Here is a 15,103-nt window from a genome sequence, read left to right as displayed (position 1 = left end):
AACCGATTATTCCGGACGATTAAGGAGGACGTTCATGACTCAGCCTGCATTCCTTAACCTGGTGCTGTTAAGCGGTAACACCGAAGAGAAACTTCAGGCGGCGCGCGACGCCGGCTTCGATCAGGTCGAAATCTGGCGTGAAGATGTCGACGCCTCCCGGCAGGGCGCGGCGCATCTGGCGCAGCAGGGACTCGGCTTTACCAACCTGCAGGTGCTGCGCGATTTTACCGGCGCCCCCGGCGAGCTGCGTCGGCAAAAGCGGGACGAACTGCGCCAGTTTATCGAGATGGCGCAGGCGCTGGGCTGCGACACCCTTCAGGCCCCTGCTACCACGCGCGAAGATTGCATTGCCGGGCAAATCGACGAAGACCTTCGCTGGCTGGCCTCGGAAGCTGCGCGCTTCGACATGCGCATCATGTATGAGCCGATGGCATGGTGCAGCGTCGATAATACGCTGCCGAAAGCCTGGGAGCGGCTGCAGCGTCTCGATCAGCCCAATATCGGTCTGGTGGTCGATCTTTTTCATATCTGCGCGCTGGGCGGCGACGCCTCGCATCTCGACAACATTCCCGCCGAGCGAATTTATGAAGTGCAGCTGTGCGATATGGCGGTTCAGCCTTCGCCGCAGGATAAAGAGGCGATCATGACGCTGGCGAAACATCAGCGCCAGCTGCCCGGCGCGGGCATTATCGATATCGGCAGCTTTGTTGATAAGCTGAAAAGCGCGAACTATCAGGGACCGATAGGCATTGAAGTGTTTAATGACGACCTGAAGCGCCTGCCGCCGCATGAGGCGGCGCGGCAGGCGTATGCCGCGCTACGGCGTTTCTGGCCCTAGTCCTGCAGGCACTGCGCGATAAACGCGGCGGCGCGCATCGCGCCCTGCGCGGAAATGGTGTGCTCCGTCCTGGGTTCAAGCTGAAGCTCAAGGGGCACGCCGGCGGCTTTCAGACGCTGCGCGGCCGACTCGCTCTCGCGCCACGGGATCACCGCGTCGGCGTGGCCGTGGATCAGCAGCGCGGGGGTCTGAATCGCAGGCGACAGCGGCTCGTCGAACGCCAGCCGGCCGGAGAAAGCCACCACGCCCGCCAGCGGAAAGCGTCCTGACGCCAGCGCGTCGAGCGCCATGATCGATCCCTGCGAAAAGCCGACCAGCACCACCTTGTCCCACTGGTCGCTCAGCCCGTGGCGCGCGAGAATCGCTTTCAGCGTCGCGTCGAAGGTTTCGCGCGCGGCGCGCACTCGCGCCGGACGGTTCTCCGGCGTCACGCCGTCGAGGCTAAACCACTCAAAGCCTGCGCCATGGGGAAAAGAGAAGGGCGCATCGGGCGCGGCGAAGATGACATCCGGCAACAGCGGCGCCCAGTGACGGCCCAGCGCCGCTAAATCCTCGCCGTTGCTGCCGACGCCATGCAGAAAAATCACTAACGCTTTCGCCATCCGTTTCTCCTTAAAAACCATACTCGCTCATATCCGGGCCTGCCGGCACGATGCCGTTGGGATTGAGCGCCTTAATGGAATAGTAGCCCTGTTTGATGTGCTCGATATTTACCGTCTCGCGCACGCCGGAAATCGACAGCATGCTCTTCAGATAGCGGTTGAGCAACGGATAGTCGCGCACCCGACGCTGATTGCACTTGAACAGGCCGTAATAGGCGACGTCGAAGCGGATAAGCGTCACGAAAAGGCGAATATCGGTCTCGGTGACGCGCTCGCCGAACAGAAAGGTGCGGCCGTCCGCCAGCCGCGTTTCCAGCTCGTTCAACTGCTCGAACACCTCGCTGTAGGCCTGCTGATAGCTGAGCTGAGTGGTGGCGAAACCGGCGCGGTAGACGCCGTTATTCAGGCGCGGGTAGATCGCCGCGTTCAGCGTTTCGATTTCATCGCGCAGCGCGTCGGGAAAGAGATCGATACGGTTATCGGCAAGATCGCCGAAACCGCTGTTAAGCATGCGCACAATATCCGCCGACTCGTTGTTGACGATGGTTTGCGTCTTTTTGTCCCACAGCACCGGCACGGTGGCGCGTCCGGTAAAGTCAGCATCGGCGCGGGTATAGAGCTCGTGCAGGAAGCGCGCGCCGTTGAGGGTGTCGCGATCCGCGCCGGGAAAGTCGCCGAAGCGCCAGCCCTGCTCGCCAAGCTGCGGCTCAACCACCGAAACGCTGATAACCGACTCCAGCCCTTTTAGCTTGCGGGCGATCAGCGCGCGCGAAGCCCAGGGGCAGATCAGCGCCACATAGAGGTGATAGCGATCCGGCTCGGCGGCAAAGGGGGTGCTGCCGTCGCTGCTGATCCAGTGGCGAAAACTCGACGTCTGGCGAACGAATCCGCCCTGTTTATCCGTGGCCTGAACCGGATGCCACTCCGCACTCCATTTACCTCTGACTAACATTGCGCTGCTCCTCATGCTGATATAAGCAGCAGCTTATTACTCTTCCTCGCGGCTGATAATCGGGTCAAAACGACAATCATTCTTTCCATTCTGGAAGGGATCGGCCGGGCGGGAAACGATCGAAGTGATCCGCCAGAAAATCGACCAGCAGTCGCGTACGCTGCGGCAGATGGCGCGCGGCGGGATAGAGCGCGAACAGGCCGAGGGGCGGCACGTCGTAGCGCGCCAGCACCGGCACGATATCGCCGCGCTGCAGCGCGGGCGCGGCGATAAAATCCGGCAGCCGGGCGATGCCCAGCCCGGCGAGCGCCGCCTGCAGGCAGGCTTCGGTATTGGCAAAGCGCAGACGGCCGCGCACCGGCACGGTCACCGTCTCGCCCGTCTCGCTGACGAACGGCCAGTTCCAGGGATCGCGGAAGTTGGTGTCGGTAATGCACTGATGCTCGCTGATGGCGCGCCAGTGCTGCGGCGTGCCGTACTGCTGCAGATAGCGCGGCGAAGCGGCGAGCCGCACCGCAATTCCCCCCAGACGGCGCGCAATCAGGCTGCTGTCGCTCAGGTTGCCGATGCGTACGGCGATATCGAAGCCTTCGTCCACGATACTGACCGGGCGATCGGAAAAGCTGACGTCCAGTTCGATCAGCGGATAGCGTCTGGCGAAGGCGGCCAGCACGCGGGAGAGCACCGCGCTGCCGAAGGTCACGGGCGCGCTGATATTCAGCCGGCCGCTCGGGGTGCCGGCGCTTTCGCGTACGCTGACGTCGAGCGCGTCAAAGGCGTCAAGCAGCGTTTTGACCTGTTCGTAGTAAGTGCGACCGACGTCGGTGGGCGACAGCGCGCGCGTGCTGCGCTTAACCAGCTGCACGCCGAGCTGCCGCTCCAGCTTCGACACCAGCTTTGACGCCTGACCGCTGCTGACGCCGAGCCGCGCCGCTGCGGCGGCAAAGCTGCCCAGCTCCAGTACGGCGACGAACATTCGGTCGCAATCAAGCCGATCCATAGAGCGTTCCTGCAGATGAAAACGCCAATGTACAGGCTTTTAGCCGTCGGTTGAACGCGTGACGCTCTCCCATTCGGCAACGCTGCTCTCAAGGCGGCGCAGCTTATCGCGCACCAGCTGCAGCGCGTCGCTGCCCAGCAGCAGGTGCGCCGGCGGCGCGGGGTGGTCCAGCAACCCGAGGATCGCCAGCGCCGCTTTATGGGGATCGCCGTTCTGTCGGCCGCTTTTGGCGAGGCGCGCTTCACGCACCGGATCGAAGAGCGCGTCGTAATCACTGATGGCGCGCGGGCTGCGCACCATAGAGCGGCCTGCCCAGTCGGTGCGAAACGAGCCCGGCGCGACGGCGGTCACGGCGATATTAAAACCGGCCAGCTCCTGGCTCAGGGTTTCCGAAAAGGCTTCCAGCGCGAATTTGCTGGCGCAGTAGTCGCTGATGCCAGGCAGCGTAATCAGGCCGCCCATTGAGGTGATATTGATAATCTGCCCGCGTCGCCGCGCGCGGAAACGCGGCACCAGCGCCTTCATCATGGCGACCGCTCCCCAGACGTTGACGTCAAACTGGTGGCGCATCTCCGCCAGCGTCGCCTCTTCGAAAATACCCTCATGACCGTAGCCCGCATTGTTGATGAGCGTGTCGAGCGGGCCGTGCGCCTCTTCAAACGCCGCCACCAGCGGGGCGATGCGTTCTACGTCGGTAAGATCGAGTATCGCGCCGTGGGCGCGCGTCGGATCCAGCGCCGTAAAGGCGTCCAGCGCCTGCTGGCTGCGCACGGTGCCGAAAACGCGGTGGCCCGCCGCCAGCGCCGCCTGCGCCAGCGCCTGACCGAAGCCGCTGCTGACGCCGGTGATCATGATCTGTTTCATCTGCTTTCCTCTCTGTGGGTGAGGCTTTAGCCTGCGCCCGTCGCCCGTAAAAGAGGATGCCCGTTCCTCTGCCATCCTTGCCTGAAACGCTGAATTTCAGGCGCGGCAGCGGTAAATAGCGCCGCAGACGTGCATAATCCTCTTATGAACGCCGACTCCCTTCGCCTGATCGCCGCGCTTGCGCCGCAGGAAGGCTACAACCTGACGCCGCTGCCCGACGTGCGGCTGCTGCGATCCAACCGTCCGCTGAGCCGCACGCCGGTGCTCTACGATCCCGGCATCGTGATCGTGCTGCAGGGCCGCAAGCGCGGCTATTTCGGCGAGCGCGTCTATTGCTACGACGCGCAGCACTATCTGGCGGTCTCGGTGCCGGTGCCTTTTATCATGGAGACCGACGCCAGCGCCGAGGCGCCGCTGCTGGCGATCTATATGCATCTCGATCTGCCGGTAGCGGCGGAGCTGCTGCTGCAGATGGAGCAGGCGGGCGCAACGGTCACGCACCAGCCGGCCGGAATGGTTTCCACGCCGCTCGATGAGGCGATGCAGCGTTCGGTGACGCGGCTGCTGTATGCGCTGGGCGATCCGCTGCAGGCCGCGCTGCTTGGCCCGGCGCTGGTGCGGGAAATCTACTTCCACGTGCTGAGCGGCGAGCAGGGAGGCGAACTGCGCGCCGCGCTGACGCAGCAAGGCGCCTTCGGCAAAATCGCCCAGGCGCTGCGCCATATTCATCAGCACTATGCTCAGACGCTGGATATCGCCCAGCTCGCCCGCCGCGCCGGCATGAGCCATGCGACCTTTCACGCCCACTTTCGCGCCGTCACCCAGACGTCGCCGATGCAGTACGTCAAGTCGATCCGCCTGCATCAGGCGCGGCTGCTGATGGTGCGCCAGCAGATGACCGCCGCCGCGGCCAGCCTGGCGGTGGGGTATGAAAGTCCTTCGCAGTTCAGCCGCGAATTCCGTCGGCTGTTCGGTCTGTCGCCGGGCGAAGAGGCCAGGCGGCTGCGGGATGGCTTCGCGCTGCCGCCTGCCCAGCCAGACGCGCGCTTCGTCGCTTCACATTAGGTGCCGTCGCCCTTTCGCTGTGCGGCAAAACCTGCTTGACTAGCTTTTCGCCCGTTTTGGTCTGGAGTTCTGCATGTCTCTGCTTCACCTTGCTTCGCTGGCGGATGTCGACGCCGCTGAATGGGACGCGCTGCTGCCCGACGATCAGCCTTTTTTACGCCACGCCTTTCTGCTGGCGCTGGAAGAGAGCGGCAGCGTACGCGCCGAAAGCGGCTGGCAGCCGGATCATCTGCTGTGGCGGGAAGCGGGCGCGCTGCGCGCGGCGCTGCCCGGCTACCGCAAGCGCAACTCATGGGGCGAATATGTCTTCGATCACGCCTGGGCGGACGCCTGCCAGCGCGCGGGCATTCGCTACTATCCAAAATGGCTGGGCGCCATTCCCTTTAGCCCGGTGACCGGCGCGCGCCTGCTGGGGGACGCGCAGGCTGCCGCGCAGCTGCTCGCCGCGCTGCCGGAGACGCTGCATCAACAGGGGCTGAGCAGCGCCCATATCAACTTTACCGACGCGCCCGGCGACGCGCTGCTGCGTCAGCAGCCGGAGTGGCTGATGCGGCTCGGCTGCCAGTATCACTGGCATAATCGCGGCTACCGCGATTTTCAGGACTTTCTCGACACGCTGATGTCGCGCAAGCGCAAACAGCTGCGCAAAGAGCGCGAGCTGGTGGCGCAGAGCGGTTTTGAATTTAACTGGTATCGCGGCGACGAGCTGCGCGAGGATCAGTGGGATTTCGTCTATACCTGCTACGCCAACACCTATGCGGTGCGCGGCCAGCGGCCTTACCTGACGCGCGACTTTTTCAGCCTGCTGGCGGCGCGCATGCCGCACAGCATTCGCGTGGCGATCGCGCATCTGCAGCAGCAGCCGGCGGCGATGGCGTTCTGTCTGGTGGATGGCGAGACGCTATACGGGCGTTACTGGGGCTGCCTGGCGGAGTTCGATCGCCTGCATTTCGAAACCTGCTTCTATCAGGGCATGGACTACGCCATCGCCACGGGTCTGAAGCGTTTCGACGCTGGCGCGCAGGGCGAACACAAGCTGGTGCGCGGCTTTGAGCCGCAGCTCACCACCTCCTGGCACTATCTGACGCATCCCGGCCTGCGCGATGCGGTAGCGGATTTTCTACAGGAAGAGCGAGAAGGCGTGCGCGCCTGGGCCGATGAGGCGCGCGACGCCTTGCCGTATCGACGCGGCGATCAGTGATCGCCGACGAATCCGCTGGTCTGATGGCGCCACAGCCGGGCATAGAGGCCGTTGTGCGCCAGCAGCTCGCTGTGGTTGCCCATCTCGACGATATGTCCCTTATCCAGCACGATCAGGCGATCCATTTTGGCGATGGTCGACAAACGGTGCGCGATGGCGATCACCGTTTTGCCCTCCATCAGCGTGCCCAGGCTCTCCTGAATCGCCGCTTCCACCTCGGAGTCGAGCGCCGAGGTCGCCTCATCCATGATAAGAATCGGCGCATCCTTCAGCAGCACGCGGGCGATGGCGATGCGCTGGCGCTGACCGCCGGAGAGCTTCACGCCGCGTTCGCCGACGTGGGCGTCCAGCCCGGTGCGCCCTTCGGTGTCGGACAGGCGCGGAATAAACTCGTCGGCGCGCGCGCGGTGAATCGCCGCCTGCAGCTCCTCTTCGGTGGCGTCGGGACGACCGTAGAGCAGGTTTTCGCGAATTGAGCGGTGCAGCAGCGAGGTATCCTGCGTAATCATGCCGATCTGGCCGCGCAGGCTCGCCTGCGTCACCTCGGCAATATTCTGATCGTCAATGGTGATGCGGCCGCCGTTCAGGTCATAGAGGCGCAGCAGCAGATTCACCAGCGTCGACTTGCCCGCGCCGGAAGGGCCGATCAGGGCGATTTTCTCGCCGGGTTTGATGTTGAGGTTAAGACGGTTAATTACCTGATGACCGCCGCCATAGTCAAAGCGGATATCCTCATAGCGGATCTGACCGCGCGTCACCTTTAGCGCTTTCGCCTGCGGCGCATCCTGCACGCTGAGCGGCTGGGCGATGGTGTTGATGCCGTCCTGCACCGTGCCGATATTCTCGAAAATGCCGTTCACCACCCACATAATCCAGCCGGACATATTGACCAGGCGCACCACCAGACCGGTCGCCAGCGCGATGGCGCCGACGCTGATCAGCGACTGGCTCCACAGCCAGAGCGCCAGGCCGGAGGTCGAGACGATCAGCAGGCCGTTAAGCGAGGAGAGCGTCACGTCCATGCTGGTGACCATGCGGCTCAAACGCTGGTTCTTTTCGGTCTGCTCCTGCAGCGCTTCGCGGGCGTAGCGCTTTTCCAGATCGTGATGCGCAAACAGCTTGATAGTCGAGATATTGGTGTAACCGTCGACGATGGTGCCCATCAGCTTCGATCGCGCCTGCGACGCCACCACAGAGCGCGCCTTCACGCGCGGCACGAAGAAGCGCAGCGAGGCGATATAGGCGACGATCCAGATCACCAGCGGGATCATCAGCCGCCAGTCAGCTTCCGCAAACAGCACCAGCGACGTGATCGCGTAGATCAGCACGTGCCAGATGGCGTCGACCAGCTGCACCGCAGAGTCGCGCAGCGCGTTGCCGGTCTGGGTGATGCGCTGGGCGATGCGTCCGGCGAAGTCGCTGTGAAAGAAGTTCAGGCTCTGGCGCAGCACATAGTTATGCTGCTGCCACTGGATCATGCTGGTCATGCCGGGATTAATGCTCTGATGCACCAGCATGTCGTGTAGCGCGATAAAGACCGGACGCAGGATCAGCGCGACAAACGCCATCCACAGCAGAACAGGCCAGTGCTCGGCGAACAGCGTGGCGGGCGTCGCGCCGTTGACCAGGTCGATAATACGGCTGAGGTAGCTGAACAGCGCCACCTCGATTAGCGCCGATCCCAGACCCACCACCAGCAGCGCCGCGAAGCTTGGCCATACCTGACGCAGGTAGTAAAAATAGAAGGCGCCGATGCGGCCTGGCGGCGAATCGGATGGAGCATCCTGGAAAATATTGATAAAACGTTCGAAACGGCGATACAACATAACGTCTCTCTTTACGTCTGGGGAGAGTAAACAGCTTAGTGCAACTTAAAAGGGATTACCGATATGGAATTAGCCATTCGCGGTCGTGAACCCAGCGATGCCGCTGGGTTTCAGCGTCTTTACAGCCAGCCTGCGGTCTATCGCTGGACCACGCAGCTGCCGTTTCCCAGCGTGGCGACATGGCAGAAAAAATTCGAAAGAATGGATAGTGAAGGCTACATCGGTTTTGTCGCGGAGCTGGACGGACAGATGGTCGGCGAACTGACGCTGTTCATTGAAAACCGGCCGCGCACCCGGCACGGCCTGAGCTTCGGCATCGGCGTCGATCCCGCTTTCAGCGGACGCGGCATCGGCGAACGTTTAATTCGCACCGGCCTCGATTACGCCTTTAACTGGCTGGGCGCGACGCGCGTAGAGCTGGAAGTCTTTCACGACAACGCGCGCGCGCGGCGGCTCTATGAGCGCCTCGGCTTCGAGCAGGAGGGGGTGCGCCGCAAGGCCTGTCTGCGCGACGGCGACTATCACGATATTATTTTGATGGCGATGCTGCGCGACAGTTATTCACAGTAGCGGCGCGATGCTGGCGCGCCCAGGCCGCTGCGTTTCATAGCGCAGCGCGCCATGATTTCCTGGAGCTGGCGCACATTCCCCATGCGCCAGCCGACGTTTTTGCCGCTTATGTGCGGCGCCGCAAGCTGCGTTGTGAAGGCTGCCAAAATCAGTGCCAGATAGTGCGCATGATTTCACCACTCGCCCAATGACCAACCCTTCGCCTGCTACCTATATTTCCTCCACAGGGCGTTCAACGCGGTATTCCTGATCATTTTTTTCCGGGGCGGTACGCCTCCTTTTTAAGGAATTCACCTGATGACAACAGCGCACTCTGCCGCGCGGCCCACCCGCGTGCGTATCTGGATCCTCTGCCTGATCCTGTTTCTGTCGGTGGTGGCCTATGCTGACCGTTCGATCCTGTCGATCTCCGGATCGGCGATAAAAGATGAGTTTGGGCTGTCGGCGATCCAGCTCGGCCTGATCCTCTCTGCGTTTAGCTGGGCCTATGTGATCGGCCAGATCCCCGGCGGCCTGCTGCTTGACCGCTTCGGGGCGAAAAAAGTTTACGGCATCACGCTGGCGCTCTGGTCGCTTTCCACTATTGCGATGGGCTTCGTTGGCGAGCTGGCGGGCGGTATGACCGCCGCGCTGGTGCTGATGTTTACGCTGCGTTTTGCGCTGGGGCTGATAGAAGCGCCCGCCTTCCCGGCGAACGCGCGCGTGGTGATTATGTGGTTTCCCGGCGCGGAACGCGGCCGCGCCTCCGCGCTGTTTAGCACGGCGCAGTACTTTGCCGTGGCTATTTTCTCGCCGCTTTCCGGCTGGCTGGTGTCGCGCTTCGGCTGGGAGTGGCCCTTCTTCGTGCTGGGCGGTATCGGCGTGCTGGCGGTATTTGTCTGGGCAGCCTATATGCGCGAGCCGCGCAACCATCCTGGCGTCTCCGAAAGCGAACTGAACTATATCGTCGAGGGCGGGGCGCTGGTGGATATCGATGCGCCCCATACCCTGAAGGCGCGGCCTGCGCTGAACAAGAAAATGTTCAAAACTCTGCTCTCCAGCCGCATGCTCTGGTGCGCCTATCTCGGTCAGTACTGCACCATCGCGCTTAGCTACTTTTTTATTACCTGGTTTCCGATCTATCTGGTGCAGGCGCGCGGCATGAATATTATGGACGCCGGTTTCGCCACTATCGCGCCCGCGCTGTTCGGCTTTCTTGGCGGCATCAGCGGCGGCTATATCTCCGATATGCTGATCAAACGCGGCTGGAGCCTCTCCTGGGCGCGCAAAACGCCGTTTATCATCGGCATGCTAATGGCGGCGTCGCTGGTGATGGCGGCGGTGATCCCGAGCAACCTCGGCATTATCGCCATTATGTCTTTCGCCTTCTTCGGCAAGGGCGTAGCAGCGGGCGCAGGCACCTGGACGGTTATTAGCGATACCGCGCCGAAAGAGGCGGTCGGCCTTGCAGGCGGCATATTCAACGGCGTCAGCAATATCGCCGGCTTCGTCACGCCGCTGCTGTTCGGCGTGATTGTCGGGCTGACCGGCAGCTACAGCATCGGGCTGGGATTTGTCGGCGCGCACTGCGTCGTCGCCGCGCTGCTGTTCCTGTTCGTGATGGGGCCGATCGTGCGCGTCGGCGAAACGCAGACGCCGGAAGCGGCGCGCGAGGCGCAAAAAGCGGCGCACGGCATCAAGGCGATATAAGGTTTCCGCCAGGTCGGCGCGCTGCGCCGACCACCGACCACTTCATTCCCACTGAAGAAAATTTGCTCACTTGCCGATACTTCTCTACCAGGAGCGATCCTTAGGAGAGATATCGTGATTAAACAAATCACCGTCGACGAGCTGCGGCCAGGGATGTTTATCCATAAGCTCGAGGTCTGGTGGATTAAAGATAAACGCATTCGCAATCAGATGCTGGTAACCGATCCGCGGCAGATCGCGATGCTGCGCAACGAAGGGATCCAGCGGCTCTGGATCGATCTGAATCGATCGGTGCAGGCGCCTGCCGCGCCGTCGGCGGATAAAAAACCTGTCGAACGCACGCCCTTTTTTCAGGAGCTGGACCAGGCGCAGCAGATTTTCCAGCAGGGCAAAACGCAGGTGATGGCGATGTTCAACGAGGCGCGCCTCGGCCATCGTCTGAACCTGGCGGGCATGCTGGATCTGGTGGACGAGATCGCCGGCTCTATCCGGCGCGAACCGACCGCGCTGTTGAGCGTGGCGCGCCTCAAAAACCATGACGATTACACCTGGCTGCACTCTATGGCGGTTTGCGGGCTGATGATTACGCTGGCGCAGCAGCTCGGGCTGGATGACAAACAGGTGCGGCGCGTCGGCATGGGCGGGCTGCTGCATGACGTCGGCAAGGCGGCGGTGCCGCTGGAGATCCTCAATAAACCCGGCAAGCTCAGCGACGAAGAGTTCGAGGTGATGCGCCAGCATCCGGTGGTTGGCGCGCAGATGCTGATGGAGGCGGACGCCGACGCCGATCTGCTGGATATCGCCCTGCATCATCATGAAAAGGTTGACGGCAGCGGCTATCCGCACCGGCTGAAAGGCGACGAGATCTCGCTCTACTCACGCATGGCGGCGGTGTGCGACGTTTATGACGCGCTCACGTCGACGCGCGTCTACCGCAAGGGCTGGACGCCCGCCGAAGCGATGCACAATATGCTGAACTGGCGCGGCCACTTCGACCAGCAGCTCCTGCACCTCTTCGTGCGCGCCATCGGCATCTACCCGGTGGGGTCGCTGGTGCGGCTGGCGTCGGGACGCGTCGCGCTGGTGGTAAAGGCGGGCGAGCAATCACTGCTGAAACCGGTGGTGCACGCCTTCTGGTCGCTGCATGCGCAGCGCGAAGTCAGGCCGGAACGCATCGATCTCGGCGACAGCTTCTGCACCGACAGCATTATCGGCGCAGAAGAGAGCCCGCTATGGAAAGACGCCGATCTCAATCGCGTCTGGGCGCTGGCGAGTTAAAAATCGACGCTGGCGCGCAGCGCGATCTCGCGCGGCTCGCCCACCGCGACGCGCAGATTGTTGCCGCTGGACGGGTAATAGGTTTTGTCGAACAGGTTATTAACGTTGACCTGCCACTTCACGCGGTAATGGTTAAGCGGCGTTTGCCAGGCGACAAAAGCGTCCGCTACCGTGTAGTCATCCAGATAAAAGCTGTTGGCCGCATCGCCGGGACGGCGACCGACGTAGCGCGCGCCGACGCCGGCGCGCAGATCGTCCGCCGCCAGCAGGCCGGTGGCGCCGAAATCGTTGGTCAGGAACAGCGCGGCGGTATGGCGCGCGGTATTGCTCATGGCGTTGCCGTTATTGGCCGGATCGGCGGTGACGCGCGCGTCGGTCCAGGCGTAGCTGCCCACCAGGCTGAGCGAGTCGGTCAGCTTGCCCGCCAGATCCAGCTCGACGCCCTGCGAACGCACCTTCCCGGCGGTGCGCGTTACGCTCTCGCCATCCACCAGCTCATCCACCATCACGTTGCGCTTCTGAATATCAAACAGCGCCAGCGTGCCGGTCACGCCGTTGGGCAGATCGATCTTGCCGCCGACTTCCCAGGCTTTGCCCAGCTCCGGCGGCAGCGCGCCGATCTCGGTGGCGATAGAGGAGTTGGGCTTAAAGGATTCCGTGTAGCTGGCGTAGAGGCTTGACCAGCCGTTGAGGTTATAAACCACGCCCGCGCGCGGCACCAGCCGGCTGTCGGAACTGCGCGTGCGGGCAACGAACGGACGGCCTTTGCCCGCCATCACGTCGAAGCGGTCGTAGCGCAGGCCGCCCAGCAGCAGCCAGTTCGGCGTCAGGCGGATGGCATCCTGCAAAAAGAGGCCGCGGCTGCTGATATTCTCGCGCTGATCGCTGTCGGCGGCGCTCACCGTAGAACTGGATGACATCTCGTCATACACCGGATGCCAGATATTGAAGCGGCTGTTTTTCTTGCCGCGCAGCATATCGCCGCGGAAGGTGCGATCGGCTTCGTAGTCGAATCCGGCCAGCAGCTGATGATTGACGCGGCCCCAGTCGACGTCGCCGTTGAGCGTCAGCTGCACCATCTGCGAGCGGCTCTGCGCGTCGCCGGTGGCGTCGGCCTGACGCGTCAGCACGCCGGTATCGGCGTTGAAAGCGGTGGCGCGCGCCTGGTGGTCGCTATAGGCGTTGCGCGTAAAGCTGTAGTTGAGATGCGCCGTCCAGCTGTCGTTAAGAATCCGATCGGCAGCCAGCGTCAGGGTATCCTGATCGCCGCGCGTGGCGTTGAAACGCTCGTCGAAGCGCTCTTCGCGCGGCGTGTTTACCGGCTTGCCGGTTTTGGGGTTGATCACCGTACCGCGATCGAACGGCACCAGGTACTCCATATGCTCCCAGGCGACGCGCAGGGTGGTGCTCTCGCCAAACCACATCAGCGACGGCGCAACCACCGTCTGGCGCGTGCGGCCGAAATTACGCCAGTAATCGGTTTCGTCGTGATCGACGATTAGCCGTCCGGCAAAGCCGCTGGTGCCGAGCGGGCCGGTCACGTCGAGCTGCCCGCCGCCGCCGCCGAAGCTGCTGTAGCGGCCCTCCAGATGCGCCTGCGGCGTCAGCAGCGGCTTCTTGCTGATGACGTTGACCAGGCCGCCCGGCTCGTTCATGCCGTAGAGCATGGAAGAGGGGCCTTTCAGCACCTCGACGCGCTCGCTGGTGGGGGTGAAGTTGCGCGCCTGAATCGAACGCACGCCGTCGCGCAGAATAGAGCCGTCGCGGTTATCGCCGAAGCCGCGCTTGATCAGCGCATCCTGCGTGCCGCCCAGCGTATTGGCCTGGGTAATGCCGCTGACGAATTTTACCGCGTCGTCGAGATCCTGCGCGGCGCTATCCTGCAGCACCTGCTGCTGCACCACGGTGACGTTCTGCGGCGTGTCGATAATCTTCGCCGGCGCGCGTGTGGCGGTCACGCTGCTGTGCGGCTGGTAGCCATCTTCCTGCGGCGCTGCGTCCTGCGTGACCAGCAGCGTGGTTTCCTGCGCGTGCAGGCTGCCGGAGAGCAGCGCGCCGCCCAGCAGAAGAGAAGAGAGGGGTTTCATTGCGGTAACTGGCTCCAGAAGGTCCCTGATAAATTCAGCGGCAGAAAGCGCTGATAAAGTTGTTCCAGCGTGCGTTGCGGATCGAGGTCGGCGAACAGCTGCGGATAGAGCGCTTTTGCGAAGAGCTCTACCGCGACCACGTGCCACGGGCTGAGATAAAAGTTGTGCCACAGACCGTACGCGCGGTGGTTTTTCACCGCCTCAAGCTGGCTGAGAACCGGCTGCGCGGCGAGCAGCCTTTGCAGGCTGACGGCCGCCCGATCGGCGTCGATTTCCGGGCCAAGCTGCAGCGTGTTGTCGTCGTCCGCGTCCGCCATGCCGGTCGCGATATAGACCTGCGGCGGCTGGGCGAGCGCCTGTTCAGGATTGATCTCGCCGAACACCCCTTTTACCGCGCCGGCGGCGATATTGTCGCCGCCGGCAAAGGCGAGAAGCTGGCCGAGATTGCCGTTGACCGCCGTGGTGCAGCAGGTGTCGCGGCGGCCCAGATGCAGATGCAGCATCACGCGGTTTTTCGCGCCCTGATAGCTCGCCAGCCGGTCGCGCACCCTATCCATATGCTGCTGATAGAAATCGATAAACGCCTGCGCGCGCTGCGGCTGGTCAAATACCTCGCCCAGGATTTTCAGGCTGGGCACCGTGTTGTTGAGCAGATCAACGCGCAGGTCGACATAAATCACCGGAATATTGACCTGCTGCATCAGCTGGCGGAAATGCGCCTCTGGCGCGCCGCTTTTCGCCAGGCGCGGCAGGATAATCAGATCGGGATTCAGCCTGATCACCTGTTCAGGATTAAGGTCGCGCAGCGCGCCAGCGCCGAGCTGCGGCACCGCCTTGATCGCCGGGAACGCGGTGGTGAACTGGCGCCAGCTTTGCGGGTCGTACTTCGCCATATCCGCCGGCCAGCCTGCGATGCGCGCCGCCGGGTTGCCGGGCACGATCAGCGCCAGGGTATAGAGCATACGGCTTTCGCCCAGAATGATGCGCTGGGGACGATCGGGCAGGGTCACGCGCTGGCCGGTGATATCGACGATCGATTTGGCAACGGCGCTGGCGCTGCACAGCAGCAGCAGCAGAGAAAAAAGAACGCGCATCATAATTATTTCGCAAGGAAATCGAAATGATAATGAA

General features: G+C 62.8%; 13 protein-coding genes. 6 read left to right on the top strand and 7 right to left on the bottom strand.

Annotation, left to right across the window (positions count from 1 at the left end):
* Positions 1 to 34 precede the first annotated feature (34 nt).
* A complete protein-coding gene (locus B3229_RS00235; RefSeq protein WP_048783241.1) occupies positions 35 to 838 on the top strand; it encodes a sugar phosphate isomerase/epimerase family protein in 804 nt (267 codons plus the stop codon).
* Here B3229_RS00235 and B3229_RS00230 read toward each other — a convergent pair.
* The 4 genes from B3229_RS00230 to B3229_RS00215 form a co-directional block, all read right to left on the bottom strand.
* Entirely contained in the window at positions 835 to 1,440 is a 606-nt protein-coding gene (locus tag B3229_RS00230) for an alpha/beta hydrolase (protein ID WP_286867601.1), read from the bottom strand. The genes B3229_RS00235 and B3229_RS00230 overlap by 4 nt on opposite strands.
* 10 nt (positions 1,441 to 1,450) lie before the next feature.
* Positions 1,451 to 2,392: a glutathione S-transferase family protein gene (locus tag B3229_RS00225; RefSeq protein WP_048783239.1), complete on the bottom strand. Its 942-nt coding sequence runs from the start codon at positions 2,390 to 2,392 to the stop codon at positions 1,451 to 1,453.
* Positions 2,393 to 2,468: 76 nt separating this feature from the next.
* Positions 2,469 to 3,392, bottom strand: coding sequence for a LysR family transcriptional regulator (locus B3229_RS00220; protein ID WP_048783238.1), 924 nt, complete (start codon positions 3,390 to 3,392; stop codon positions 2,469 to 2,471).
* 39 nt (positions 3,393 to 3,431) lie between these two features.
* The gene (locus tag B3229_RS00215; protein ID WP_286867593.1) at positions 3,432 to 4,256 is read right to left on the bottom strand and encodes an oxidoreductase; all 825 of its coding nucleotides are present in this window, start codon (positions 4,254 to 4,256) and stop codon (positions 3,432 to 3,434) included.
* Positions 4,257 to 4,400: 144 nt separating this feature from the next.
* Here B3229_RS00215 and B3229_RS00210 point away from each other — a divergent pair, with 144 nt between their 5' ends.
* Positions 4,401 to 5,321 carry an AraC family transcriptional regulator gene (locus B3229_RS00210; RefSeq protein ID WP_286867693.1) on the top strand — a complete coding sequence of 307 codons (921 nt, stop codon included), beginning with the start codon at positions 4,401 to 4,403 and terminating at the stop codon, positions 5,319 to 5,321.
* Positions 5,322 to 5,394: 73 nt separating this feature from the next.
* Positions 5,395 to 6,522 carry a GNAT family N-acetyltransferase gene (locus B3229_RS00205; RefSeq protein ID WP_286867590.1) on the top strand — a complete coding sequence of 376 codons (1,128 nt, stop codon included), beginning with the start codon at positions 5,395 to 5,397 and terminating at the stop codon, positions 6,520 to 6,522.
* On the opposite strand, the gene B3229_RS00200 is transcribed toward B3229_RS00205, so the two are convergent.
* Positions 6,516 to 8,348 (bottom strand): ABC transporter ATP-binding protein, encoded by a 1,833-nt coding sequence (locus tag B3229_RS00200; RefSeq protein ID WP_286867587.1) that lies wholly within the window; start codon positions 8,346 to 8,348, stop codon positions 6,516 to 6,518. The genes B3229_RS00205 and B3229_RS00200 overlap by 7 nt on opposite strands.
* A 63-nt stretch (positions 8,349 to 8,411) precedes the next feature.
* On the opposite strand from B3229_RS00200, the gene B3229_RS00195 reads away from it, so the two are divergent.
* The 3 genes from B3229_RS00195 (at position 8,412) to B3229_RS00185 (ending at position 11,885) form a co-directional block, all read left to right on the top strand.
* On the top strand, positions 8,412 to 8,918 hold the full coding sequence (locus B3229_RS00195; RefSeq protein WP_286867584.1) for a GNAT family N-acetyltransferase: 507 nt from the start codon (positions 8,412 to 8,414) through the stop codon (positions 8,916 to 8,918).
* A gap of 297 nt (positions 8,919 to 9,215) precedes the next feature.
* Positions 9,216 to 10,607, top strand: a complete 1,392-nt coding sequence (locus B3229_RS00190) for an MFS transporter (RefSeq protein WP_286867581.1) — start codon at positions 9,216 to 9,218, stop codon at positions 10,605 to 10,607.
* A 114-nt stretch (positions 10,608 to 10,721) separates the two neighbouring features.
* Entirely contained in the window at positions 10,722 to 11,885 is a 1,164-nt protein-coding gene (locus B3229_RS00185; protein WP_048783227.1) for an HD-GYP domain-containing protein, read from the top strand.
* Here B3229_RS00185 and B3229_RS00180 read toward each other — a convergent pair.
* Positions 11,882 to 13,972: a TonB-dependent siderophore receptor gene (locus B3229_RS00180; RefSeq protein WP_286867577.1), complete on the bottom strand. Its 2,091-nt coding sequence runs from the start codon at positions 13,970 to 13,972 to the stop codon at positions 11,882 to 11,884. The genes B3229_RS00185 and B3229_RS00180 overlap by 4 nt on opposite strands.
* The gene (locus B3229_RS00175) at positions 13,969 to 15,066 is read right to left on the bottom strand and encodes an ABC transporter substrate-binding protein (protein WP_286867690.1); all 1,098 of its coding nucleotides are present in this window, start codon (positions 15,064 to 15,066) and stop codon (positions 13,969 to 13,971) included. Before B3229_RS00175 ends, B3229_RS00180 begins: the two co-directional genes overlap by 4 nt.
* Between the last annotated feature and the right edge of the window lie 37 nt (positions 15,067 to 15,103).

Source organism: Pantoea sp. UBA5035, from assembly GCF_002415245.1.
Classification (GTDB): Bacteria; Pseudomonadota; Gammaproteobacteria; order Enterobacterales; family Enterobacteriaceae; genus Pantoea; species Pantoea septica.
Note: the sequence above shows the minus strand (reverse complement) of the source record. Positions and strands in the feature narration are given on the sequence as shown.

Excerpts from the sequence above, each read along its gene's own strand:
- B3229_RS00215 (WP_286867593.1), bottom strand. The coding sequence starts at position 4,256 with ATGAAACAGATCATGATCACCGGCGTCAGCAGCGGCTTCGGTCAGGCG.
- B3229_RS00225 (WP_048783239.1), bottom strand. The coding sequence starts at position 2,392 with ATGTTAGTCAGAGGTAAATGGAGTGCGGAGTGGCATCCGGTTCAGGCC.
- B3229_RS00175 (WP_286867690.1), bottom strand. The coding sequence starts at position 15,066 with ATGCGCGTTCTTTTTTCTCTGCTGCTGCTGCTGTGCAGCGCCAGCGCC.
- B3229_RS00180 (WP_286867577.1), bottom strand. The coding sequence starts at position 13,972 with ATGAAACCCCTCTCTTCTCTTCTGCTGGGCGGCGCGCTGCTCTCCGGC.
- B3229_RS00195 (WP_286867584.1), top strand. The coding sequence starts at position 8,412 with ATGGAATTAGCCATTCGCGGTCGTGAACCCAGCGATGCCGCTGGGTTT.
- B3229_RS00230 (WP_286867601.1), bottom strand. The coding sequence starts at position 1,440 with ATGGCGAAAGCGTTAGTGATTTTTCTGCATGGCGTCGGCAGCAACGGC.
- B3229_RS00205 (WP_286867590.1), top strand. The coding sequence starts at position 5,395 with ATGTCTCTGCTTCACCTTGCTTCGCTGGCGGATGTCGACGCCGCTGAA.
- B3229_RS00220 (WP_048783238.1), bottom strand. The coding sequence starts at position 3,392 with ATGGATCGGCTTGATTGCGACCGAATGTTCGTCGCCGTACTGGAGCTG.
- B3229_RS00235 (WP_048783241.1), top strand. The coding sequence starts at position 35 with ATGACTCAGCCTGCATTCCTTAACCTGGTGCTGTTAAGCGGTAACACC.
- B3229_RS00190 (WP_286867581.1), top strand. The coding sequence starts at position 9,216 with ATGACAACAGCGCACTCTGCCGCGCGGCCCACCCGCGTGCGTATCTGG.
- B3229_RS00210 (WP_286867693.1), top strand. The coding sequence starts at position 4,401 with ATGAACGCCGACTCCCTTCGCCTGATCGCCGCGCTTGCGCCGCAGGAA.
- B3229_RS00200 (WP_286867587.1), bottom strand. The coding sequence starts at position 8,348 with ATGTTGTATCGCCGTTTCGAACGTTTTATCAATATTTTCCAGGATGCT.